We start from the raw sequence: 21,415 nt of genomic DNA, 5'->3' as shown, positions 1-21,415 counted from the left end.
CCCAGAAATGCCCTCCGAAAACACGAGCATGCCCGACAACGCCGACGACAACTCGTTCGAAGGCCCGGACGTGGAAACCCACACCGATTCCAAGGAGCCGAACGGCCTCGGCAAGGACGGCACTATTCCCAATCACCCCGGAGGGATAGCCGAGGGCCACACCGGCACCGCTTCGAGCTTCGAACCGGAGGAAGACGAACAGGCTTGACGAACGGCCGAGCCCGGTCGAGCGCTCACCTCTGAAGCGGCAGAGCTCTCGGGTCAGGTCGTGAAGATGACAAGACTTTTTGGTTCGTTCCTGAACTTCCCTGGCTCCTGCCATCCGATCGGGAGCACGGCGGCCGTTCCGGCCTGCAGGGTGACGGCTTCGCCGCCGTCTTCGGCGACGACCATGCGGCCGACGAGCACATGGATCCCTTCACTGTGCTCGAGGAATTTTCTCCGGGAGAGCCCCGGCTCGGCGTCCCAGATTCCCAATATGATGCGCGAGTCGTCGCCTGCAGGTGGCGGTGGGGGCCGCCGTGGGCAGCGGGCGAGGGCTACTGGCCGGAGATCGTGCGGGTGGCGCGCGGGCGGGTGGCCTCGATGAGCTCGGCGTTCTTTCCGTCGACGGACTCGGCCCAGGCCAAGGCGGCCTCGGGGGTGCGTCCGTGGCGCTCATGCCGGTCGACCAGTCGGCGGAGGCGCTCGCGTTCGCTGGTCTCGCAGAACCAGGATTCGGCGAGGAGGCTGGAGATCTGAATCCACGGCTCGGAGTCGGCGAGCAGATAGTTTCCTTCGACCATGACCACGCGGGCACTCGGCAGCACGGCGATCTCGGCCGCGATGCCCTCGTCGACGTGCCGATTAAAGCTCGGCGCATAGACCGTGTGGTCGTACTCGGTGATCAGGCGACGGAGCAGGGCGATGAATCCCCAGCCGTCGAAGGTGTCGATCGCGCCCTTGCGATCGTGCCGGCCGAGGCGGTCGAGGGTGGCGTTGGCGAGGTGAAAACCGTCCATCGGGAGGTGCACGGCGACCTCCGTGCTGCCGAGCAGATCGTTCACCGTCGCGGCGACCTGCATCGCGAGGGTGGTCTTGCCGGCGCCGGGGCTGCCGGCGATGCCGACCAGGATGCGCCCGTGCTCGGGCAGAAGCGCGATGACCCGGCGGGCGAGGTCGGTCAGTTGAGTGGATGCTGTGGGCTCGTGGCCGCTGTTCGACATGAGTTGACTATAGGGGAGCGGCGGGAGCGCGAGCGGTTCAACGTGAGTCAGCTGCTGGGCGGCGGCGCTGACGGGGGCACTGCGAAGGCGGGCTGTGGCAGGGGCGGCGGGTCAGGAGCCGGTGGGGGGCCAGATGCCGTCGCATCCGCTTTGTCGGCAGGCGAATTGCCAGTTCTCGCCGTCGGGCACGATGTGCATGGGAATGAGGCAGCGCGGGCAGTTGGGGGTACGCACCTCGGCCGGGACGGCGCTGGCCAGCTCGGCCTCAGAATAGGGCGGACCGAAGTACAGCTGCGGGCAGGCGAAGTTGGCGCAGCCGTAGTCGTAACCCGTGCCGTGCCAAGTGACTTCCAGGGGGTCGCCGCACTGCGGGCAGAGGCGCGGCTGATCGACGTCTTTCTTTTCGAAGACCCACGCGACGTTATCGTCCATGCGGTGAGACTAGTCCCGCCGGCCGGGGCGTGGTGGGAATTGCACGCCCTGTGGAGAATTGGGCGGTCGGCGTTGCACGCAATGCCGGTAAATTTCGCGACTCACCGTGGATTTCGGACGAAAAGCTCGGCGTGTCGTAAATTTACCGGCACAAGGGGCGGCGCAGGGCGACCGGCGGGACCGGGATGTGGGCGCAGCGCGGCCGGCCCGCGCAAGGCGGGGCGGCGCGGGGCGGCGCAGGGCGGGGCGGCCGGGCCGCTAGAGCCAGGTGCGGCCGGAGTCGGTCGAACGGAGGGTGGCGTCGCCGATCCAGAGCCAGAGCGTGTCATCGGCGGCGGCGACCGCGACGTTGCCCGCCAAGGCAGCCGGAGTTTGCTCGGTCGGGTAGCAGCCGGTTACCGTGGGCACGAGGTCGGCCGTGAGGGCGACGAGGTCCACACCGATGCAGTCGGTGGGCGTGGTCGAGCTGGTGGTAGCGACGGCCAGGTAGCCCGTTGTGGTGGCGGTGAGGGTGACCATTCCGGCGACGGTTACCGGCTGCGACCAAGTGGCGGCGGCATCCGTTGTGGAGAACAACCGGCCGTCGGCGCAGAGCACGGCGGCCGAGTCGGCGTCTCCCAGGCCTGGGGCGACGGTGACGACGGCGTCGCACGGGGCAGTGGCGAGGCCATCGGGGCCGTGCACGGTGGCGCGGTCGGCGGGGTCGATGTACCAGGCCACGTCGAGCTCATCGGGGTAGCTGGAGTAGTTCTCACCACCGACGAAGGTCTTGACGAACTGCGGGGCGCAGTCTTCGTCAGCGAGACCCACGAATTCGGCCACGGACTCACTCTGGGCAAAGATGTTCTGCAGGGCGGTGACCCCGGTCGGTGCGGTCGCGTTGCTGGGCACCCAGGTGGCGCCGGAATCGGTGCTGAGCTCGGGCGAGGCCGCCGTGGCCGGGCAGGCTCCGGTGGTGGCGCGCCAGGCAGCGGTGGCCGAAACGGCCGAGAGCAGGCGAGAGGCCGGCATCGGGCTGACCGCGGGTGCGAAGGTGGGAGTGGGAGTCGGCGTCGCGGCAAGGGTGGGCGACGGGCTGGCGCTCGGAGTGGGGAAAACGGATGCCGTCGCCGCCGGCGTCGATGACGCGTCTGTGGCCGCGTCAACCGAGGTGGAGGTGAGTGCGCTCGTGACGAGCACGGCGTCGATCAGCACGAACAATCCGATAGCGGAGTACGCGATGAGGCGACGACGACGTGAGTGAGGCATCAGGCTCCGGCCGCGACCAGGGCGGCAGTGATCGTCGTGACGGACGCGTTGATGGCCGCGGCGGCACGGGCGTAGACGGCCGCGGACTGGCGGTAGGGGTCATCGACGTCGTCGAGGGTGGGCGGTGTGGGCGAGGGGTGGAGTCCGCGGGTCGAGGCGATGTCCGCGACATAGGCCGCGAAGTCGAGCGGCGGTCGGGTTGGTTCGGCGGCGGACACCAGACGCGCGAACTGGTTGAGCGTGAAGGTGTAACGGGTGGCCTTGGGCAGCATTGTCACGACGTCTCGGCGGTGGTCGCGCGTGGCCGTGAGCACCAGGTCGGCGTCGGCGATGAGCTTCTCGGTGAGCTGCCGAGCGACATGGTGGGTGTTCGACGCCCCGTATTGTTGCGACAACGCCGCCGCTTCCGGCGTCATTGCGCTGCCGGTCATGGCACGCGTTCCGGCACTCCTGACGACGGCATCGATGCCCGCCGCGGTCAGATTCTGCCGCAACAGCTGCTCGGCCAGCGGCGACCGGCAGATGTTGCCGGTGCAGACGATGAGGATTCGGGGGGCTGCGGCCGGGAGGTCGCGCGGGGTCTCGTCGGGGAGATCGCGGGGGGCGGTCATGCTTGGGCTCTCGATCGGCGGGAGTAGTTGGGAGCAACGATCTCGGGTGCCGGGCCGACCTCGCCGTAGGTGTGTCCGTAGCCGTACTGGCCGTAGTGGCCGTAACCGTAGGCATCGGGTCCCCTGGTCGGCAGCATTGTCATGACGACACCGCTGATCGGGGCGCCGACATTCGCGAGCGCCGCGATGGCGCCGGTGAGCTGGTTCTTCTGGGTGCGGCCGGCCGCGACGATGAGAATGGCGCCGCCGACGCTCTTGGCGAGGATGGCGGCATCCGTTACGGGAAGCAGCGGCGGGCAGTCGAAGATGACCACGTCGAAGGTGTGGTTGAAGTCCTCGATGAGTTGCGCCATGCGCGACGACCCGAGCAGCTCGCTCGGGTTGGGCGGAATGTGGCCGGCTGGCAGCACGAACAGCTGACCTCGGCCCCAGGGCTGAAGCACGTCCTCGATCTCGGCCCGGCCGACGAGCACGTCGGTGAGGCCGACGCCGCCCTCGATGTTCATGTAGTCGGCGACGCGCGGCTTGCGCAGGTCAGCGTCGACGAGCAGCACGCGGGCACCGGAATCGGCCAGTGAAATGGCCAGGTTGGCGCTCGTGGTGCTCTTGCCCTCGCTGCCGATCGACGAGGTGACCACGAACGAGCGGTCGACCCGCTCCACGTCGAGGTATTGCAGGTTGGTGCGCAGCGTGCGAAAGGATTCCGCCCGCGGGCTGCGCGGGTCGGCGTGCACGATGAGCGGGCGCTCGGCGGCTTTGGGGTCGAACACGATGCCGCCGATGATGGGCAGCTCGGTGACCTGTTCAACGTCGCGCTGGCTGCGAATGCGGGTGTCGAGCGTTTCGCGCAGCACGGCGAGGCCCACGCCGAGGGCCAGTCCTACGAGAGCCCCGAGCGCGATATTGAGGGGAACGTTCGGGCCCACCGACACCAACGGCACACTGGCCACCTGCACCCGGGTGAGTTTCACGGCCGGAGCTTCCGTGACGGCTTCGGGCTGCTCGATCTCCTGCACCTGAAGGGTGAGGCTCTGCGATACCTCGTTGGCAATGTCCGCGGCCCGGCGCGGGTCGGGATCGGTGACGGTGATATCGATGATCGACGTGTCGAGCGGCGCCGAGACGGCGATGTTCTCAGCCAATTCGGCCGCCGAAAGGTCAAGCGTGAGCGTCTCGATGACCGGTAGCAGCACGAGTGGAGTGACGGCGAGGCTTGAGTAGGTCTTGACCCTGGCCACAGTGAAGCTCGCGCCCTGCACGAGATCGCTCGTCGTACCGCTCGATTCGGTCGAGACGAAAACTTTCGAGGTGGCGCTGTAGGTCGGTGTCTGCAGAATCGAGAAAACGGATGCCGCGGCCACAGCCACCAGGGTCAGCGCCACGATGAGCATCCAACTCTTCTGCAGGATGCGGATGTAGTCGCGGAGTTCCACGCTGCTACCTTTCGTTGCGATACACAGTTGCCAACCTGTAGCTTGACACAGGCGAAGGGGCCGCTCGGTTACACGAGCGACCCACGATCAGGGGGTGAAACCGTGAAACTAGACGGTGGCGCCGCGGCGGCGCATGGTGAGGCGCAGCGCGATGACCAGGCCGAGGCCCAGCAGCAAAGCGCCGGCGGCAGAGTAGATGAGCACCATCGGGGCGTCGAAACCGGCGGAGGCCAGACCGGTTTCGTCTGCGGCGACCACGGTGATCGTGGCGGTACCGACACTCTGCGAGCTGAGGCCGGTCGCGGTGAGCGTGTACGAGCCGGTCGCATCCGCTGGCAGGGTGACCTTGAGGTCGAGGGCACCGACGCTGGTTGACGTCTTCCGGAGATCGACCGTTGCCGCGCGCACAGCGGCGAGAATGACCGACCCTTCACCGGAAACGGCTACCGAAACGGTTTCGCTGGCGGCAAAAGCGCCATCGTCGAAGGCGATTGCGACCGTGCTGCCAGCCGTTTGGCTGCCGGAAACACTGATCAGGTCTGCGGCCACATAACCGGCGGCGTGCGCGGCAACCGGGCCGGCCAGCAATGCAACTCCAGCGAGCGCGAGAGTGGCAATGAGCTTCTTGATCAAGGTGAATCCCCCATGGTGCGTTGGTACCGGATGTCGGTGAAGGCCCCGGTCGCTGTGGTTCTGCGACCGCTGGGTTGCCCCGCGGCGAACACTAACAACTGAAGTCTAGTGATGTGGTGTCGTGCAGCGCGATCATTGGTGTGCTCCGAAGTTCGAGATTGCCGGTGAAGGGCGCAGGACCCAGCCACGTGAAGTGCAACACGGTGCTCTCGCCGGGCGCCAGTTCGACGCCGATGGTGCTCACGGGATAGCCGGCGTCGGCGGCAGGATGATATTCAGCTTCGACACCGTCCCGGGTGAGACCGAGGTTCTGCATTGCCGGGCTGCCGTAGCCCGAGACCAGGGTCTTGATGTTTCCGGGCGTCACCCCGAAGGCGCCGGCGCCGGTGACGTAGGCGGGGAGGCTGGTGGCGGCATCCGCTGGGGCGGTATTGGTGAGAGTGACCTCGAACGCGTACTGCGGGCGCTGGTCTTTGCGGCAGGTCTGCTGGCCGATGGCCGTTTGTACGTCGAGGTAGACATCCATCTTGGAGCCGGTGCCATCGTTGAGGTAGAGCCCGAACCGGTTGGTTGAATCGTCGCTGACCGGCCGAGCGCCGGCCAGGGTGGTGCCTTCGAGAACTGCCTGCTCGGCTTCATCGGCGTTGTAGACCAACACCCGGTTCTCGCTCGCGGCGCGGGCCAGTGCGGCGATGAGCTTGGTCGGGTCGGCATTGCCGCTCTTTACGGCGTCGAACACGGCGCCGGCAGCAGCCGCGAAGAAGACGTCCTGCTCCTGAGGGTTCTTGTAGCGCGCGTAGACGTCGCTCAGCAGCAGCTTCACCGCGTTGTCGGCGGTGAGCTCGTCGCCGGTGGCGAGGGTGATCGGCCCGGTCGCTTCGAGCAGGTAGCTGAGCGCGACCGGGTCGATCGAGAGCACGCCGTTGGCGTCGGTGCCGAATTCGAGGCGCCACATTTCGCGGGCAAGTGCACCGGATTGCGCGAAGTCGGGGGTCATCGTGACGTTTTGAATGAACTGGCCCGTGATGTCGCCGTAGACGCTCCGGATTTCGTCGCCGAGAGGAAGCACCGGGGCCGGGTACTGCGGAAACGACGTTGAACTGGCCTGTTGGGCCAGTTCGATACTGCCATTGTCGGTGTGTAGCAGGGCGAGTGCGCCGGGAATGCCGCCGGTGGACCGCAGTTCGGCCGGGTTCTGGAACAGCACAATGTAGTCGCGCGGGCCGGTGGCACCGAGCATGGCCGGCAGCAGGGTGACGGCGCGGTTCATGCCATCGAGGGTGGTCGAGGTCTCCACGGTGACGGTCTTGAGTTGGGTCACAGCGCTTCGTACGACGCCCAACACGTTGTCGGTCTCAATGACCGTTACGTTGGCGACCGCGCGGGCCAAGGCCGTGTTGGCCGACGTCACCGCGGGCTGCGCATCGAGAAGTGGCTGCAGGGCGATGGAGCCGTCAACGGGCTTGAAGTCGGTCAGGTCGAGGTTGCCTGCAAGCGCGGCGAGGGGCGTGACGGCGTTCTGAGCGACGTCGTCAACCACTGCGGCGAGCTGGCGAACGGCCGACAGGTTGGGGCCGAGAAACGGCAGTAGTTCGTAGGTGCGCCAAATGGGGTCGCTGGTGCGCTCCTGGGCGGTGGCTGCGAAGTCGGCCAGCTTGGCGGCGGTCTGGCCTGCGGCCTCGCCGTCACCCGCGACGACCTGGTCCTTGATGCTCGTCGCCAGCGGCACTGCCGCCTCGAGGGCGTCCTTGGCCTGCAGGCCGCGAATGCCGACCCAGGCGGTGGCCGCGACCACGATGACGAGCACACCGAGCACGACGAACCCCGTGACACGGCGCGTTCGCGAGCGCTTCGGGGGTGCGGCGTGGGTCGAACTGGAGGAAGACATGGCCCTATTCAAGCAGAGCGCGGGGGTCGGTCAGGGCTTGACTCGCGTGCCGCGAGCGCGTGCGGGAGCGGCATCCACTGCGGGAATCGACAGCGCCGGGTCGGTCGTGGTGTCGCCATAGCTATAGCCGTAGCCGTAATGGCCGTAACCGTAGGCATCAGGCCCGCTCGTGGGCAGCATGGTCAGCACGAGCCCTGAAATGGGGGCTCCCACATTGTTCAAAGCGGCGATGGCGCCGGTGAGCTGGTTCTTGTGGGTGCGCCCGGCAGCGACGACGACGAGGGCGCCGCCCACGTTTTTGGCGAGGATGGCGGCATCCGTCACGGGCAAGAGCGGCGGCGCGTCGAAGATGACGAAATCAAACGTGCGGTTGAACTCTGCGATGAGCTGGGTCATGCGGGTGGAGCCGAGCAGTTCGCTCGGGTTGGGCGGCACATGGCCGGCCGGCAGGACGAACAGCTTACTGCGGCCCCAGGGCTGAATGACGTCGGCCAGGTCGGCCCGGCCGATGAGTACGTCGGTGAGGCCGACGGCACCCTCGACGTCCATGTACTCGGCGACCTTGGGACGGCGCAGGTCGGCGTCGACGAGCAAAACACGCGATCCGGCATCGGCCAGGGCGATGGCAAGGTTGGCACCGGTCGTGCTCTTGCCCTCGCTCTCGATCGACGAGGTGACGACGAAGGCACGATCGACCCGGCCCACGTCGAGAAACTGCAGGTTGGTGCGCAGGGTGCGGAACGACTCGGCACGCGGGCTGCGCGGGTCGACGTGCACGATGAGCGGCCGGTCTTTGGCCTTGGGATCGAAGACGATGCCGCCAAGAATGGGCAGATCGGTGAGCTGTTCCACGTCGCGGGTGTTGCGGATGCGGGTTTCCAGAGTTTCGCGCAGCACCGCGATCCCCACACCGAGAGCCAGGCCCACGAGAACGCCGAGGGCAATGTTCAGGGGCACGTTGGGGCTCACCGGAACGGTTGGCACAGTCGCTTCCTGCGCACGAGTCAGTTTGACCGGCGAGACCGCATCAGCCGTATCGGGAGTTTCGATGTCTTGCACGATGAGCTCGAGGCTGGCCGAAATAGCGTTGGCGCTGTCAGCAGCACGAACCGGATCGGTGTCGGTGACGGTGATCTCGATGATCGAGGTGTCGAGCTGGGCCGAGGCAGCGACCTTCTTCGCCAGCTCGTCGGACGTGATGCCGAGGTCGAGGCTGGCAATGACCGGCAACAGCACGATGGGAGTGGTCACGAGCGCGGAGTACGTCTTCACTCTCGCCACCGAGAAATTGTTGCCCTGGGCGAGGTCGGCGGTGGACCCGCTTGACTGCGTGGAGACGAAAACCTTGGAGGTGGCACCGTACTGCGGTGTCTGCAGTATCGAATAAGCGGATGCCGCAGCCACGGCCACGAGCATGCTCAGCACGATGAGTACCCAGCTCTTGCGCAGAATGCGAATGTAGTCGCGAAGTTCCATGCGGCCTGATCCCCCTCGAGTCGTGAACGGGTTTGGTAGCTCCCGATACGGCGCGTACTTCACTGCACGAGCGTGCGGCTCCCCTGCTTTGAGGGTACCGAACTTTGACCCGGGCGCTGACCGACAGCCGGTGCCGGTAGTTTGGGGTCATGGGGAGTGTGTATTCATGGGGGTAACAGCTCGGCATTCGAACCCGCTCGTGCCCGCCGGCATCGGCATCGTGGCGGCCATGGTGCTGCTGGGGGCCGTGGGAGCAACGTCGTTTCGCGACGGCAACCTGGCCCTGCTTTTGGGCTATCTCTGCGTCTGGGTGCCGCTCCTCGTTGCGATCGGCGTGACGGCGATCGGCGTCGGTCATGCGGCGGGGGAGCAACGCGGCGCAGCGGTGCGCTTTCTGCGTCTGTCGATTCGCCCGATTGACCTGGTCTGGGGCCTCGCCATTGGGCTTCTGACCCGCACGGCGGCCAGTCTGATCGAACTCGGGATCTACGGCAGTATCGGAACCAGCGGCGTCAGCTTCGGCGAGACCGTCTACGATCTCTGGTGGCTGTTCGGGGCACTGCTGGCCCCGGTGCTGCTGGCCCCGTTCGTGGAGGAGCTCTTCTTTCGCGGGCTCGTGCTGCGAGCCGTTTACGGCCAGGCTGCGGCCGCTCAGGATGCCCGTCCGCCGCACTCAGGCGGCACAGCCGGTATGATCGCGGTTGCCGTCAGCGGGCTGACCTTCGCGCTCATGCACCTGGTGACCATTGAGGTCGGGAACCCGCAGACCATCGTGGTGGTCGGAGTCTCGACGCTGATTTTTGGGCTGGCTGCGGCATCCGTTTCGCTGGCGACCGGGCGTATCGGCGGCGCGATCGTTGCGCACGTGACGTTCAACGGGCTCGTCGTGGTGCCGGCACTGCTGGCGTTCTGAGACCGACGCACCCCGTACCGGTGTCGGACCGCTCTCAGTGTCCCCAGCATTGGGGCTGGGATTTGGCTAACTAGGCGAGGCACTTAGCGGCCCGCATCGGTAAGATCAAAAACGCATAACAATTATCGCTCCCAAACCGGGAACGAAACCGTGGTTGTATGCGACTCGGCCTGCCCGTTCGCGTTCGCCGAAGAACCAGCGCGAGGCACCAGAATGGGCAAATTTACGTACGACTCGAGCATCACGGTCGATTTCGATGACCGGGCGCTCGCACACATTCAGATCGTCATCGGTGCCAAGCTGCGCCGCGGGGAATCGTTCTATTTCTCCTGGCGTGATGATCCGCTCGTGGGCGGAGGGCGCAGCACCGTCTGGGTGCATCCAGGCATCTCCCTGGCCTTCAAGTATTTCGGCAGCAAGATGCCGTCCCTCAACCGCGACTGGGTCGAGGCGTTGACGCTGTCGGCCAACTCGTCGTCCGGTTTGCAGATCGTGACCGAACCGCCGCCGCGCACCTTCTAGCGCAGCGCACGGGCCGCTCTGGCCCACGAAGTTTCCCAGCCCGGCCGGATCTCTGGCCGGGCTTTTCTGCGCCCGCTGGGCGGCTCCGGGCGGCTCGGGTACCCAAAACGCCCCGACTCCGAAGGGAGTCGAGGCGTTCTTGAGAGCAGCCAGCAGCTACACGATGAAGCTAATTACGCGGCAGCGTGCTGACGACGAACCGAGATGCGCACGGCGATGAGTGCACCACCGAGAACCAGGAGGCCAGCGGCACCCCAGATGACGAGGACCGGAGCGTTGAAGCCGGTGGACGCGAGGCCCTTAGACGTGCCAGCGTCGGCGGCCGTGACGGTCAGTACAGCGGTGCCCACGTTGCCGGAGGTTGCGCCAGTGGCCTTCACGGTGTAAATGCCGGTTGCGTTGGACGGCACGGTGATGACGGCCGAGGTCGAACCAGTGCCCGAAGCGACCTTCGTGACGGTGTTGGAGGTCGCGGCCTTGACGACGCTGAGCGTAGCAGCGGGGGTTCCTTCAGCAGTGAAGCTGACGTTCTCGCCAGCGGTGAAAGCCTTCGACGCGAACGACACGGTCGTGGCTGCGCCGGGGGCCGGCGTGGAGTCGGTGACGGAGGTGAGTGCTGCGGGAACATACTCGGCAGCGTTGGCGGCCGGCGCGAAGGCGAAAGCGGCGATCACGGCGAGTGCCGCAGTAGCGAGGCTTTTCTTGAACATAGTGAGGGTCCCCCCGGTAAGTGAATGGCTGATACGCCGAAATCGGCGTGTCCCGGCATATCGTCGTGAGATACCTAGGCGACTCTCAGGTTAGCGGGGCGATTGGTGCAATACACAATCGATTTGCTTTTTTCTTTGCAGAATCGCCGCAGAAACGTTGTTAAGCACCCGTAGTGGGGGTGCGGGCGCCAGTGATCACCTTTCGCGCACGATGCCGTCACGGCTCACCAGAAGAATGCGGCTCTGCCCGCTTTCCACAATGATCGTTGCAAATTCCGGCCTGCCAGGGGGAAGCACCCGCACTGTGAGCCGCCCCTGCGTGAGCCGGTCTAGCTCACCACTGACGATCGCAGCCATCAACACAACGGATGCTAGTGGCCGGTCACCGCTGTCGTCGAGCAGCACGACCTCGACCCCGCGGGAGCGTGCAGCCCAGGCTGCCCCGATGATGGGTTCGACGAACAGACAGCGTGCTCGAATGGCGTCACGCAGGCTGGCCTCGATCAGCAGGAACTCGTCGCGCTGAAAATCCGTCACCGGGTCGATGCGGGTGAGACGTTCGAGCGATGGGCGCGCCATCGCGTTCAATCGGGCGACCTGCACCTGACGTTCGGACGTAGTCGCGCCGGTGCGCGCCACAAAGGTTTCCCTCTGCATGCGATCTCGATACAGTTCGTCGAGATTGCGTGAGTAATGCCGCAGGGCCACGGCGAACAGAGTGCCCGCCAGGAGGGTACCCGCGTGACTGCTCGCCTGCAGAACGCCGTCGCCGACGGTGAGCCCGGTGCGCACCGCCAAGGCGATGGAGCTGAGCGCCATCATGGCGTACCCCGCCCAGGCCCAGCCTGTTCGTCCCCGGGCGACCAACACGACGAGCAGCAGCGTGATGGCACCCAGGTGCCAGTGGGCGAACGGTCCAACCGGACCGCTCGGAATGTGGAAGAACATCAGGACGGCAGTGACAGTGCAGAGCAGGAGAACCCCCAGCGTGCGGATCATCGGCATCGGATCAGCGGCATCACCGGTGACCAGGATCGCCGCGCTGGAGAGCACGAGAAAGGCAAAGATGCCCAGTGGCATCACGGTGATTCGATCGGAGTTGGCGGCGGCGAGCACCGAGTGCACGACGATGAAGAGCACCACGACGAGCCGGGACAGGTGCACGGAAATCCCGAGCGACGCCGAGAACGACAGTGGACGCGGCGCTGCCCCGGGTATCCGGGCGAGGAGACTCGTCGCGGTCACGGCCGGCGGAGCGGCCACAGGCGGGGCCCAGATCGCGGGCGCTATCGTTCGAACCCAGAACAGGTCGACCGTGACTCCATCACCCGGCCGGCTCGTGATGACGGCGCTTCCGCCCGGCAGGCGTTCCATGCGACCGACGATGCTCTCCACTATTCCCAGCCGGTGGTCAGGGACTCGGGCGCTGTCGAAGCCCACCCCGTCGTCGGTGACCGCCAGGTGGATCGCATTGCGGTCGGCACTCAGAATGACCCGACGGTGCACCTCATGCGGATGCCCGACTCCGGCGGCGGCGACCGAGTTGCGCAGGGCCTCGCCTGCGGCGCCGAGCAGCGCCCGTACGACCGGGGCGGGGATCGGCTTGAGATCGTTCTGCAGAATCGTGACGTGCACCTCGGCCGCGAGCTGCTGACACTGGTGTCGCAACTCGTTCGCGAAGTCATCCCCGGTGATCGGTGTCGGCGGGGCTTCCGTGCTGAGAGCGTCGAGCTGGTCAAGCGTGAAACGCGCTTGGCGGGCGACCACGGTGGGCGAAGCCCGGTTCCGGCCAGCCATCAGCAGGGTGGAGAGCACGCTGTCGTGCACGAGAGCGTTGATGGTCTGCCGCTCCGCGCGCCGGGCGAGCCGGGCTGCCTGTTCGGATTCGGCGGCCCGTCGCACGTATTCCTCGCCATCGACTCGAGCGGCGCTGCGCCGGATGGTCAGCGTCAGCCCCACCAGAACGCTCGACAACAAGAGCATATAGAGGGCATCCTGCAACCCCACGAGGAGTGGGCTGGCTTCCGCCGAGGTCGCGCCGCGAATGAGCCCGCTCGCGATGGACGCCAGCAGGGCATAGATCCGCGCTGTCCAGGGGCGCACGATGATGGCGATGGTAACCGTGGGAATGCCAGACAGCATGAGCACCCACGGCACGTCGGCGCCCGCCGGGAGGGGTTCGAGCCGCATGACCAGCCACCAGCAGAGAATGAACGAGAAGGTGAAGCCTTCGGTGATCGCGATGCGCCGTAATATTCGCAGCGGCACTACGTGGGAGAGAAAACCGAGGGTGGCCGGCAACCCCACGATGAACAACCAGCCGAGGGTCGACGCGACCGGGAACGGGCTGTAGACCTGGCGCAGGAACACGTCGAGGGACAGCACGCCGAAGATCAGCGCGGTGGCACCGACGCCAAGGTAGAGCATTCGGGTGAGTCGTTCGGTGGCGGAAACGTCGTCGACCTCGGTTGCGTAGGTCCTAGCGGCCGTGTCGGGGTCGGGACGCGCTTTGGGAGGGCACGGCGGAGCATCCGCTTCGCGTGCATTTCCTGGAGGCATTAGGAGCGGCCGGGGACGGGCAGGATGCCGTCTTCCAGAGCGCGCTTGTACAGGTCGATCTTGGTGTTGGCCGGGCGGCCGACCCGCTCGTACTTGGACCGGACGCGGCGAATATAGTCGATGACGGTGGCCTCGGAGAGTGCGGTGCGCGACGCCACGAGGGGCGCCTTCGCGCCGGCCGCGTAGAGAGAGAGTACCTCGCGTTCGCGCGGGCTGAGTCCCGCGTCAGCGAGGTCGGGGTCGCCGTCGAGGGCTGCGGCCCAGTCGGTCGAGGCGATGGTTTCACCGCGCGCGGCCCGCCTGATGGCGTCGAGCAGCACGGCGGTCGGCTCGGATTTGCGCACGACGCCGAGCACGCCGGCGCGGGCTGCGGCCCGCATGAGCTGCGCGTCGTCTCCCCCGGTGAAGGCGAGCACGGCCGCACCGCGGGCGCGAAGGCGGTCGACATTGCTCGTGACCGTTGACCCGTCGGAGAGTCGCAGGTCGAGGATGACCAGGTCGATGCGGGTGCCGTATGGCGTAGCTTCAAGCAATTCGCTCACCGTGGCGACAGTGCCAGCGACGTCGATTTCGGGGATCGTGGAGAACAATTCGGCGAATCCGCGCGCAACGATCTCGTGGTCATCGATGAGGGCCACTCGATAGCGGTACATGGGTTTTACCCTAATGTGACTTTTCGCATCCGCCGGCAACCCGTCCTGGGTTTTATTCGGGCCCTGGCCGGCTGCGGTTGTTGAGCACTCCGTGGCTTTCATCGAGATAGCAGCTACCGCAGAGCGACTCGTAGGTGACCTCTTCGCCGTCGATGGCCACCTGGTCGCCGTCGAATACGAACGCACCGTCGATCTTGCGCCCGTTGAACACCGCTTTGCGCCCGCAGCGGCAGATGGTCTTGAGCTCTTCCAGGCTGTGGGAGACCTCCAGAAGCCGCCGGCTTCCGGGAAAGGCGACGGTTTGAAAGTCCGTGCGGATACCGTAGGCCAGCACGGGCACGTTCTCCAGGATCGCGATGCGCAGCAGGTCGTCGACCTGGGTTTCGGTGAGAAACTGGGCTTCGTCGAGTAGCAGGGCGCTCACGTCACGGCCCGACTCTTTCACAACCAGCGCGCGGTGCTGCTGGAAGGCGGCGTAGGCATCCGTTTCGGGCGTGAGCAGAAAATCGACGGCGCGGGTCACGCCGAGGCGGGACAGGATGCCGCGGTCGCCCTTAGTGTCAACGCTGGGTTTGGCGAGCAGCACGTGATGCCCGCGCTCCTCATAGTTATAGGCCGCTTGCAGCATAGACGTGCTCTTGCCGCTGTTCATGGCGCCGTATCGAAAGTACAGTTTCGCCATTATTTGATGCCCTTGGTCGTGGTGCGTTCAGCGTCAAATTCTAGCGTGAGAAGCGGATGTCGGCTGGTCACGCTCACCCGGGTGAAGACGGCGCGCAGCACGCTGAGGTACGGGCGCAGAGCGCGACGGCGGTGAAACGGCGGCAGGGAGATGCCGGCCTGGATCGTGATGGTGTCGATCGCACTCAACCCGGTTGTGCGCGGCCTGGGGGCGGTGGCGGCGTGCACCCGGGCCTGCGCGCGGGCCAGGGCCTTGGCCTGGGTGGCAGCCTGCTGTTCGGAGGCGGTCACGATGGCAATGGTCGTGGTGTCGGCGGCCGGTGTCGGGCGGGCTCCGCTGTGGCCGAAGGCCTGGGTGATCTGGTCGGTGTCGGCGGGGGCTTGGCCGGATCCGTCGATCTGCACGACCAGGCTGGTGGGGTCGAAGCCCTTGAGTCGGCAGAGGGCCACGATCAGGGCACCGACGGCGGCGCGCTGATCGGAATCGAAACCGGTCGCGCGGCGTTCCGGGTCGGCGATCACGCAGAGCGGGCTGAGGCCGCGCTCGGTGAGTTTGAGGCGTTCGCGGTCGATGAGGTCGTCGAGCCAGGTGTGGTCGACCTCGGCCACGAGCACCCTCCGCACCTGGAAGGCGAGGGAGCGCGCACGTTTAATGTCGGCCGGGGTGAGCTCCTGCCGCTCGAGGACGTCGGCCAGAAAGGGCAGCACATCGGTGCCGAGGTTCTTCAGACGCTGATCGACCACCTCGGTAGCGAGGAGACCGCGGCTCTCTTCGGTGCGCGCGCGGATGGCGCGGCGGGCATCCGTTTGCCAGCGGTGAATGGAGTTGACGACCTGGCGAGAATAGGCCGCCGAGGCCAGGGCGGGGGCGAGCACCTGGGTCATGGCGATGATGGCGAAGAGGATAGGCGGGGTCTGGATGCCGAGAAACGGCGATTGGGCCAGGGCCGTGACGCCGACGACGAGCGCGGAGCAGACGCCGAGCGCGAGGATCTCTTTCCACGGGCGGAACGGGGCGAGGGCGAGGAGCAGCAGGCCGAGTCCGATCGGGGCGAAGTCGTCCTGGATCATGCCGTTGAACTGCCAGGTGCTCGCCGCGGCGAGCAGGTGCGCCGCGAGCCCCAGGGAGACGATCACAACGGCGCGCGTGCGGGTGAACGGGGCCAGGTCGGGGCGCGCAGCCCAGACCAGCAAGGCGGCCGCGATCGTGAGCACGGCGACGGAAGCCGCGGCAAGCTCAGTGATCTGGATCTCGTGCATGCGCGAAATCGTCGCGACGATGGCGTAGGTCACGACGATGAGGGCGACGACCGGCGCGAGGGGCCAGGCGGCGAGGCCGCCGATGGGGTCGAGGCGCTGCTGCGATGCGGATGCCGGCGCGCGAGGCCGGCGCGGAGTGGGGGTCGCGCGGGTCATCGGGGGCTCCGCCGGGTCGGGCAGTTGGGGCTGGGCGGGGTCGCGCGGGTCATTGGGGCGTGGCCGGGCGGGGTCGCGCGGGTCATCGGGGCGTCCGCGGGGTCGGGCGGTTTCGCGCGTTCTGGCTGGTGGCAGGGTTCATGGTCGTGTGTGTTGCGGCCGGGACCGTCAGGCGCACGCTGGTGCCGGCGCCGGGGCGGCTCCAGATCAGCACGGATCCGCCGAGCTGTTCGATGCGGCGCCGCACGGACTGCCGCAGACCGAGACGGTCTGCGGCAGATTCCGATTCGGTGAAGCCGCGGCCGGCATCCGTTATGAGCAGTGAAATGGTGGTTGCGTCGGATTCGATGGCGACCTCGGCCGAGGCGACTCCGGCATGCAGGATGACGTTGACGAGGCACTGCTCCCCGGCGAGGCCCACGTCGCGGTCGCTGCCGGCGTCGAGGCGGGCGAGGGCGGCGCGGTCGCCGGTGACTTCGACCACGAGTCCGCGGTCGCGTGAACGCTCGATGGCGGTGTAGACGGCGCTCGACAGCCAGGCGTCGCTGGCGGCCGGAGCGGCGAGAGGCGGTTGCGGGGCGATCTCAGTGGCTTTGCGGGTGAGGGTCGGTTGCGGGGCGGTGTTGGTGCGGGCGTCGATGTCGGTGAGCCAGTTGGTGTCGTGCAGGGTCGCGAGCGTGTAGTTGAGGCTCGCCTTGAGGCCCGGCGAGAGGGCGCCGGGTTCGGCCAGGGACAGAGCCACGAGCTGGGCCACGGTCGTGTCGTTGAGTAGGGCGATGGCGCGGGTGTCGAGGGCGTCGCGGAGCTGGCGGTTGGATCCGTCTTGCACGGCACGGTGGATTGCGGGCTGGGCGGCGTTACTCGCGCGCCGGTCGATTCCGGCGAGCACCATGGCGCCGACGAGCACGAGGTAGGTGGAGAGGGTGAACAGGTCGGGTCGGTAGGGCACGGTGGTATTGAGGATGCCGAGGAACGCGGCGGTCTCGGCGAGCATGAAGGCCGCGGTGCTCCACAGCACCCCGGCGAGGGCGGTGGTTCCGGCTCCGCCGACCATGACGAGTGCCATTTTCGGCAGGGCCACAAGGAACATATTCGACGCCGGGAATACTTCGGGAACGCCGAGCACGTTCCTGGTGAAGACGTATACGCCCAGGGTTCCGACGATGAGATAGGCGACCGCGAGTGCGATTCGGCGGTGCCGGGTGAAGAGAATGAGCAGGGCACCCATGGCGGCCACGACCACGATGGTGATCCAGAGTTCGGGGCTGCGGGTGAGGCTGAGAATGCCGACAGACACGACCGCGGCCATCAGGCAGGTCAGCGCGAACCAGTGCGCCGCCCGCGCGAGGGCGCGCGCCAGCGTCAACTGCACCAAGTGGCCGGGTAGACCTAGCGACATATTTTCCCCCTGGTCAAGTATGCCACCGGGGCGGAGTGGGGCGGTTGTGCGGGTGGGACCCAGTTTTCGGGCCCGGGGCCCGTAAATTTTGACCGGTCAGAACAGGGTGGGTGAGAGTTCGGGCGGGAGCTCGGCGGCGATCAGCGACCGCGGGGACTCGGAGCCCAGGGCCCACCCTGCGACCCCGGGCCCAGTTTCTAAACTGGGTGCTGCGCCTGGGCCCGGTGCCGGGAACTGAGCGGGCGCGCGGGAGGCGGGCGCGGGCATCCGATCCGGGGAGGACGGGAGGGCGCTGGAGCGCAGCCCGCCGGTGGAAGGGTCGACGACCCCGCGCTCGAGGCCGTGCGCCCGAATGAGGGGTGTGATACGGGCGGCGAGCCAGGTGCGGTACTCCTTGGGGGCGTACTGTCCGCGGGCGTAGAGCTCCCGGTAGCGGCCGACCAATTCGGGATGCTCGCGGTCGAGCCAGTGCAGATACCAGTCCTTGACTGCGGGCTTGAGGTTGAGCCCCGAGTAGAGCACGCTCGTCGCCCCGGCAGCCTTGGCCTGGCGCAGCGCCTCGTCGAGGTGGGCTCGGGTGTCGGTGAGAAAAGGCAAAATGGGCATAAGAAAGATGCCGCAGTCCAGGCCGCGTTCGCGCACCGCGGTGACCGTGGCGAGGCGTGCCGTGGTCGTGGGGGTGCCCGGCTCGACCGATTGCTGCAACTCGTCGTCGTAGATGGCGATCGACATGGCCAAATCGACCGGAACATGCTCGCTCGCCTCGACCAACAGGTCGAGATCGCGGCGCAGCAGGGTGCCCTTAGTGAGAATGGAGATGGGTGTCTTGCTGTCGGCGAGGGCCGCGATGATGCCCGGCATGAGGCGGTAGCGTCCCTCGGCGCGCTGGTACGGGTCGGTATTGGTACCGAGCGCCACCGGATGCTTCCCCCACGTCGGTTTCGCCAACTCTTTTCTCAAGACCTCGGCCACGTTCACCTTCACGATGATCTCGCTGTCAAAATCCTTGCCGGCATCAAGGTCGAGGTATTGGTGCGTCGGGCGGGCGAAGCAGTAGGTGCAGGCATGGGAGCATCCGCGATAGGGATTGATCGTGTAGCCGAACGGCAGCGCGCTCTGCCCGGGCACGTGGTTGAGCGCCGACTTGGCGAGGATCTCGTGGAACGTGATCCCCGCGAACTCGGGCGTCTGCACGCTGCGCACGAGGTTGTTCAGGCGGGCCAGTCCCGGCAGGGCGCCTGGCCGCTCGGTCTGTAGTTCTTGTGAGCTCCACCGCATGCGGCAAGTCGAACACAAGTACGATTGAATTGCAAGTGTCGGTCGAGAAACCCGGAGCGAGCGGATGCCCGCTGCCCGCGCCTTGCTCGCGGCACTCAGTAGAGTTCGCGGAACTCCTACGTAGGGGTGCCGCGAGCAGTAACAGGTGCCGCCAGCGCGTTCAAGGGTCACGAGCGGGCACGGGCGGGCCGCGCCCACGGCATCCGCTCGGCTGCGAATCGCACTAGTGTGCCGGCATGCGACCAGAAGCCACACCGGCATGACCCGGCTACGACGCAGTGACCCGACCCGGCCGGGGTACACACGAAGGCGCGCCGGCACGGGCTTCAGCTACCGCGACCCCGCCGGGCAGAACGTCACCGAGACGGCGCTGCGCGAGCGATTCGCGGCGCTCGCGATTCCGCCCGCGTGGAACGACGTTTGGATCTCGCCGCACCCGAACGGGCATATCCAGGCGATCGGCATCGATGCCGCCGGGCGCCGCCAGTACATCTACCATCCGGTTTGGCGCGAACAGAAGGACCGTCTCAAGTTCGAGCGCGCGCTGCAGCTGGCCGAATCGCTGCCACGGGTGCGCGGCCAGGTCACCCGGGAGCTGCGTGGCGACGGCCCGCCGCGCACCCGGGCCCTCGCGGCCGCGTTTCGCATGCTCGACCTCGCCTCGCTGCGCATCGGCAGCGAGCGCTACGCCGACACCTACGGCAGCCACGGCCTTTCCACCCTGCTCTGCTCCCACGTCACGGTACGCGGCCACGTCGTGCGGCTGAATTTTCCGGCGAAGAGTGGGCAGCAGTTTCAGGGCGTCATAACGGATGCCGACCTCGCGTTGTATCTGCGCGCCCGCCTGCGCGAACGGCCGGCCGCACCGCTACTGTCCTGGGTGCTGGACGACATCGAGGACATCGTGTCGGCCGCCGACATCAACGAGTTCATCAAGGAACGAACCGGCGGCGAGTTCACGGCCAAGGACTTTCGCACCCTGCGGGGCACGGCCGCCGCCGCGCAGAGTCTGGCGGTCAGTCTCGCCGAGAGCTTGAAGTCAACCTCGGAGTCGACCGGGCTCCCGGCGGTATCCGGTGCGGCGGGCTCTGCTGGGCGGCCACGCTCGTCTGGCGGCGCAGGTGCTGCAGGTTCGCCGGGCGCGCAAGCCTCAGCTGGTGGGCCGGCGGGATCGACCGCGCCCGCGGCATCCGCTGCCCGGCCGCCGCGTGCTGCGACGCGCAGCCGGCGTCAGGACAACCGTGCCATCGCCGAAGCCATGCGGCAGGCAGCGGATGCGCTGGGCAACACGCCCGCGATCGCTCGCACCAGCTACGTGGATCCGCGTGTGGTCGACCTGTATCTTGCCGGCGAGACCATCGACCCCGTGGGCCGGGTCTCGGTCGAGACGGCGCTTCGTACACTTTTGCTCGGCGATGCGACCTGATGGATGTCACCCGTTCGGGGTATAACTTGAGTGCCGCCCGCCCGGTCGCCGCCGCGACCCGACCGAACCAGAAAGGTATCACCGTGAATAACGACTCCGACCCCGACAACCAGCCGCCGCTCGACGCCCCCGACACGCAATCTGCGCCCGACGCCCCGGCGTCGCCGACCAACCCCGACCAGCTGGTCGGGCCGGACGGGCCGGACGGGCCTGACGAAGAGCACGCAGATTCAGCCGTTCCGGCCCCGAGCGCGGGCACCGGTCCCGACGGGCCGGCCCCGAGCGACGACGGTTCGACCGCCGGGGAAGCCGCCGCGGCCCAGCCCGACAGCGATGCCGAAGACGAGCAAGACAACCTCGACAACGAGCCGAACCTCGACGACATCGACCCGGCAGACAACGAGCCGAACCTCGACGACATCGACCCGGCAGACAACCCCTCGAACCCTGATCTCGTCGGACACGACGCCGACGAGGAAGACCCCCGCCTCGCTGAACCCACGGCGTAGACCCGCCGCGCGTATCCTCGAGGCCCGATCTCGTCAGCCGCGACCGGCCGACGGCGACGCCACCCGCGCCGAGCCGACCGCCCGACGTCCCGACCTCTATACCCCGCAACCCCTAAGGAGTTCCAATGAAAGGCAAGCTGTTGTTCCTCGCCGGTACCGCGACCGGCTTCGTTCTCGGATCCAAGGCCGGCCGCCAGGCCTATGACCGGCTCAGCGCGAAAGCCCACGAAATGTGGGGCGACCCGGCCACGCAGAAGGTCATCTCGCAGGCCGAGACGATCGCGCGCGACGCCGCCTCCGTGGCGCAGACCAAGGTAAGCGATCTGCTGGATCGCACCGAAGCATCCGTCAAGAAAGAGGAGCGCAAGACCGACCCCTCAACAGATGGCGATAATTACGAGGTCTAGACCGCCTCGCGTCACC

The 21,415-nt window shown here is 67.1% G+C and carries 22 protein-coding genes; 6 read left to right on the top strand and 16 right to left on the bottom strand.

What is annotated here, in order from left to right; genetic code table 11:
- The first annotated feature begins 7 nt into the window (after positions 1-7).
- Entirely contained in the window at positions 8-208 is a 201-nt protein-coding gene (locus tag QMF22_RS05510) for a hypothetical protein (RefSeq protein ID WP_283451199.1), read from the top strand.
- A gap of 53 nt (positions 209-261) precedes the next feature.
- Here QMF22_RS05510 and QMF22_RS05505 read toward each other — a convergent pair whose 3' ends face one another.
- From QMF22_RS05505 to QMF22_RS05465, 9 genes are all read right to left on the bottom strand, one after another.
- Positions 262-477: a cupin domain-containing protein gene (locus QMF22_RS05505; protein ID WP_283451198.1), complete on the bottom strand. Its 216-nt coding sequence runs from the start codon at positions 475-477 to the stop codon at positions 262-264.
- 62 nt (positions 478-539) lie between these two features.
- A complete protein-coding gene (locus QMF22_RS05500; RefSeq protein WP_283451197.1) occupies positions 540-1,205 on the bottom strand; it encodes a nucleoside/nucleotide kinase family protein in 666 nt (221 codons plus the stop codon).
- A 111-nt stretch (positions 1,206-1,316) separates the two neighbouring features.
- A complete protein-coding gene (locus QMF22_RS05495; protein WP_283451193.1) occupies positions 1,317-1,637 on the bottom strand; it encodes a hypothetical protein in 321 nt (106 codons plus the stop codon).
- 258 nt (positions 1,638-1,895) lie between these two features.
- Positions 1,896-2,885: a hypothetical protein gene (locus QMF22_RS05490; RefSeq protein WP_283451191.1), complete on the bottom strand. Its 990-nt coding sequence runs from the start codon at positions 2,883-2,885 to the stop codon at positions 1,896-1,898.
- Positions 2,885-3,496 (bottom strand): arsenate reductase/protein-tyrosine-phosphatase family protein, encoded by a 612-nt coding sequence (locus QMF22_RS05485; protein WP_283451189.1) that lies wholly within the window; start codon positions 3,494-3,496, stop codon positions 2,885-2,887. The genes QMF22_RS05490 and QMF22_RS05485 overlap by 1 nt, the downstream gene beginning before the upstream one ends.
- Complete coding sequence (locus tag QMF22_RS05480) at positions 3,493-4,929, bottom strand: tyrosine-protein kinase domain-containing protein (RefSeq protein ID WP_283451187.1); 1,437 nt, start codon at positions 4,927-4,929, stop codon at positions 3,493-3,495. The genes QMF22_RS05485 and QMF22_RS05480 overlap by 4 nt, the downstream gene beginning before the upstream one ends.
- Before the next feature lie 108 nt (positions 4,930-5,037).
- Positions 5,038-5,562 carry a hypothetical protein gene (locus tag QMF22_RS05475; protein ID WP_283451184.1) on the bottom strand — a complete coding sequence of 175 codons (525 nt, stop codon included), beginning with the start codon at positions 5,560-5,562 and terminating at the stop codon, positions 5,038-5,040.
- Between the two features lie 91 nt (positions 5,563-5,653).
- Complete coding sequence (locus QMF22_RS05470; RefSeq protein WP_283451183.1) at positions 5,654-7,450, bottom strand: DUF4012 domain-containing protein; 1,797 nt, start codon at positions 7,448-7,450, stop codon at positions 5,654-5,656.
- Between the two features lie 30 nt (positions 7,451-7,480).
- Positions 7,481-8,926 carry a tyrosine-protein kinase domain-containing protein gene (locus QMF22_RS05465; protein WP_283451179.1) on the bottom strand — a complete coding sequence of 482 codons (1,446 nt, stop codon included), beginning with the start codon at positions 8,924-8,926 and terminating at the stop codon, positions 7,481-7,483.
- A 166-nt stretch (positions 8,927-9,092) separates the two neighbouring features.
- Between QMF22_RS05465 and QMF22_RS05460 the strand changes: the two genes are divergently transcribed.
- Together QMF22_RS05460 and QMF22_RS05455 are read left to right on the top strand one after the other, a co-directional pair.
- On the top strand, positions 9,093-9,839 hold the full coding sequence (locus QMF22_RS05460) for a CPBP family intramembrane glutamic endopeptidase (protein WP_283451177.1): 747 nt from the start codon (positions 9,093-9,095) through the stop codon (positions 9,837-9,839).
- 213 nt (positions 9,840-10,052) lie between these two features.
- Entirely contained in the window at positions 10,053-10,361 is a 309-nt protein-coding gene (locus QMF22_RS05455) for a DUF7882 family protein (RefSeq protein WP_283451174.1), read from the top strand.
- 173 nt (positions 10,362-10,534) lie between these two features.
- Here QMF22_RS05455 and QMF22_RS05450 read toward each other — a convergent pair whose 3' ends face one another.
- The 7 genes from QMF22_RS05450 to QMF22_RS05420 form a co-directional block, all read right to left on the bottom strand.
- The gene (locus tag QMF22_RS05450) at positions 10,535-11,071 is read right to left on the bottom strand and encodes a hypothetical protein (RefSeq protein WP_283451172.1); all 537 of its coding nucleotides are present in this window, start codon (positions 11,069-11,071) and stop codon (positions 10,535-10,537) included.
- Between the two features lie 195 nt (positions 11,072-11,266).
- Entirely contained in the window at positions 11,267-13,630 is a 2,364-nt protein-coding gene (locus QMF22_RS05445) for a sensor histidine kinase (protein ID WP_283451171.1), read from the bottom strand.
- On the bottom strand, positions 13,630-14,283 hold the full coding sequence (locus tag QMF22_RS05440; RefSeq protein ID WP_283451168.1) for a response regulator transcription factor: 654 nt from the start codon (positions 14,281-14,283) through the stop codon (positions 13,630-13,632). Before QMF22_RS05440 ends, QMF22_RS05445 begins: the two co-directional genes overlap by 1 nt.
- Positions 14,284-14,335: 52 nt before the next feature.
- A complete protein-coding gene (locus tag QMF22_RS05435) occupies positions 14,336-14,965 on the bottom strand; it encodes a thymidine kinase (RefSeq protein ID WP_283451166.1) in 630 nt (209 codons plus the stop codon).
- A complete protein-coding gene (locus QMF22_RS05430) occupies positions 14,965-16,380 on the bottom strand; it encodes a hypothetical protein (protein ID WP_283451164.1) in 1,416 nt (471 codons plus the stop codon). Before QMF22_RS05430 ends, QMF22_RS05435 begins: the two co-directional genes overlap by 1 nt.
- An 82-nt stretch (positions 16,381-16,462) precedes the next feature.
- Complete coding sequence (locus tag QMF22_RS05425) at positions 16,463-17,779, bottom strand: sensor histidine kinase (RefSeq protein ID WP_283451162.1); 1,317 nt, start codon at positions 17,777-17,779, stop codon at positions 16,463-16,465.
- 96 nt (positions 17,780-17,875) lie between these two features.
- Complete coding sequence (locus QMF22_RS05420) at positions 17,876-19,057, bottom strand: Rv2578c family radical SAM protein (RefSeq protein WP_283451160.1); 1,182 nt, start codon at positions 19,055-19,057, stop codon at positions 17,876-17,878.
- Positions 19,058-19,316: 259 nt separating this feature from the next.
- Here QMF22_RS05420 and QMF22_RS05415 point away from each other — a divergent pair, with 259 nt between their 5' ends.
- From QMF22_RS05415 to QMF22_RS05405, 3 genes are all read left to right on the top strand, one after another.
- Entirely contained in the window at positions 19,317-20,483 is a 1,167-nt protein-coding gene (locus QMF22_RS05415) for a DNA topoisomerase IB (protein ID WP_283451158.1), read from the top strand.
- Positions 20,483-20,992 (top strand): collagen-like domain-containing protein, encoded by a 510-nt coding sequence (locus tag QMF22_RS05410; RefSeq protein ID WP_283451156.1) that lies wholly within the window; start codon positions 20,483-20,485, stop codon positions 20,990-20,992. Before QMF22_RS05415 ends, QMF22_RS05410 begins: the two co-directional genes overlap by 1 nt.
- Before the next feature lie 125 nt (positions 20,993-21,117).
- Complete coding sequence (locus tag QMF22_RS05405; protein WP_283451155.1) at positions 21,118-21,399, top strand: hypothetical protein; 282 nt, start codon at positions 21,118-21,120, stop codon at positions 21,397-21,399.
- Positions 21,400-21,415 lie beyond the last annotated feature (16 nt).

Origin of the sequence: Cryobacterium sp. PH31-L1 (genome assembly GCF_030063145.1) — a bacterium.
GTDB lineage: Bacteria > Actinomycetota > Actinomycetes > Actinomycetales > Microbacteriaceae > Cryobacterium.
Note: the sequence above shows the minus strand (reverse complement) of the source record. Positions and strands in the feature narration are given on the sequence as shown.

Coding starts and splice junctions, on each gene's coding strand:
- QMF22_RS05450 (WP_283451172.1), bottom strand. CDS start 11,071: ATGTTCAAGAAAAGCCTCGCTACTGCGGCACTCGCCGTGATCGCCGCT.
- QMF22_RS05485 (WP_283451189.1), bottom strand. CDS start 3,496: ATGACCGCCCCCCGCGATCTCCCCGACGAGACCCCGCGCGACCTCCCG.
- QMF22_RS05425 (WP_283451162.1), bottom strand. CDS start 17,779: ATGTCGCTAGGTCTACCCGGCCACTTGGTGCAGTTGACGCTGGCGCGC.
- QMF22_RS05500 (WP_283451197.1), bottom strand. CDS start 1,205: ATGTCGAACAGCGGCCACGAGCCCACAGCATCCACTCAACTGACCGAC.
- QMF22_RS05455 (WP_283451174.1), top strand. CDS start 10,053: ATGGGCAAATTTACGTACGACTCGAGCATCACGGTCGATTTCGATGAC.
- QMF22_RS05420 (WP_283451160.1), bottom strand. CDS start 19,057: ATGCGGTGGAGCTCACAAGAACTACAGACCGAGCGGCCAGGCGCCCTG.
- QMF22_RS05445 (WP_283451171.1), bottom strand. CDS start 13,630: ATGCCTCCAGGAAATGCACGCGAAGCGGATGCTCCGCCGTGCCCTCCC.
- QMF22_RS05415 (WP_283451158.1), top strand. CDS start 19,317: ATGACCCGGCTACGACGCAGTGACCCGACCCGGCCGGGGTACACACGA.
- QMF22_RS05430 (WP_283451164.1), bottom strand. CDS start 16,380: ATGACCCGCGCGACCCCCACTCCGCGCCGGCCTCGCGCGCCGGCATCC.
- QMF22_RS05460 (WP_283451177.1), top strand. CDS start 9,093: ATGGGGGTAACAGCTCGGCATTCGAACCCGCTCGTGCCCGCCGGCATC.
- QMF22_RS05405 (WP_283451155.1), top strand. CDS start 21,118: ATGAAAGGCAAGCTGTTGTTCCTCGCCGGTACCGCGACCGGCTTCGTT.
- QMF22_RS05410 (WP_283451156.1), top strand. CDS start 20,483: ATGGATGTCACCCGTTCGGGGTATAACTTGAGTGCCGCCCGCCCGGTC.
- QMF22_RS05435 (WP_283451166.1), bottom strand. CDS start 14,965: ATGGCGAAACTGTACTTTCGATACGGCGCCATGAACAGCGGCAAGAGC.
- QMF22_RS05495 (WP_283451193.1), bottom strand. CDS start 1,637: ATGGACGATAACGTCGCGTGGGTCTTCGAAAAGAAAGACGTCGATCAG.
- QMF22_RS05440 (WP_283451168.1), bottom strand. CDS start 14,283: ATGTACCGCTATCGAGTGGCCCTCATCGATGACCACGAGATCGTTGCG.
- QMF22_RS05470 (WP_283451183.1), bottom strand. CDS start 7,450: ATGTCTTCCTCCAGTTCGACCCACGCCGCACCCCCGAAGCGCTCGCGA.
- QMF22_RS05465 (WP_283451179.1), bottom strand. CDS start 8,926: ATGGAACTTCGCGACTACATTCGCATTCTGCGCAAGAGCTGGGTACTC.
- QMF22_RS05510 (WP_283451199.1), top strand. CDS start 8: ATGCCCTCCGAAAACACGAGCATGCCCGACAACGCCGACGACAACTCG.
- QMF22_RS05490 (WP_283451191.1), bottom strand. CDS start 2,885: ATGCCTCACTCACGTCGTCGTCGCCTCATCGCGTACTCCGCTATCGGA.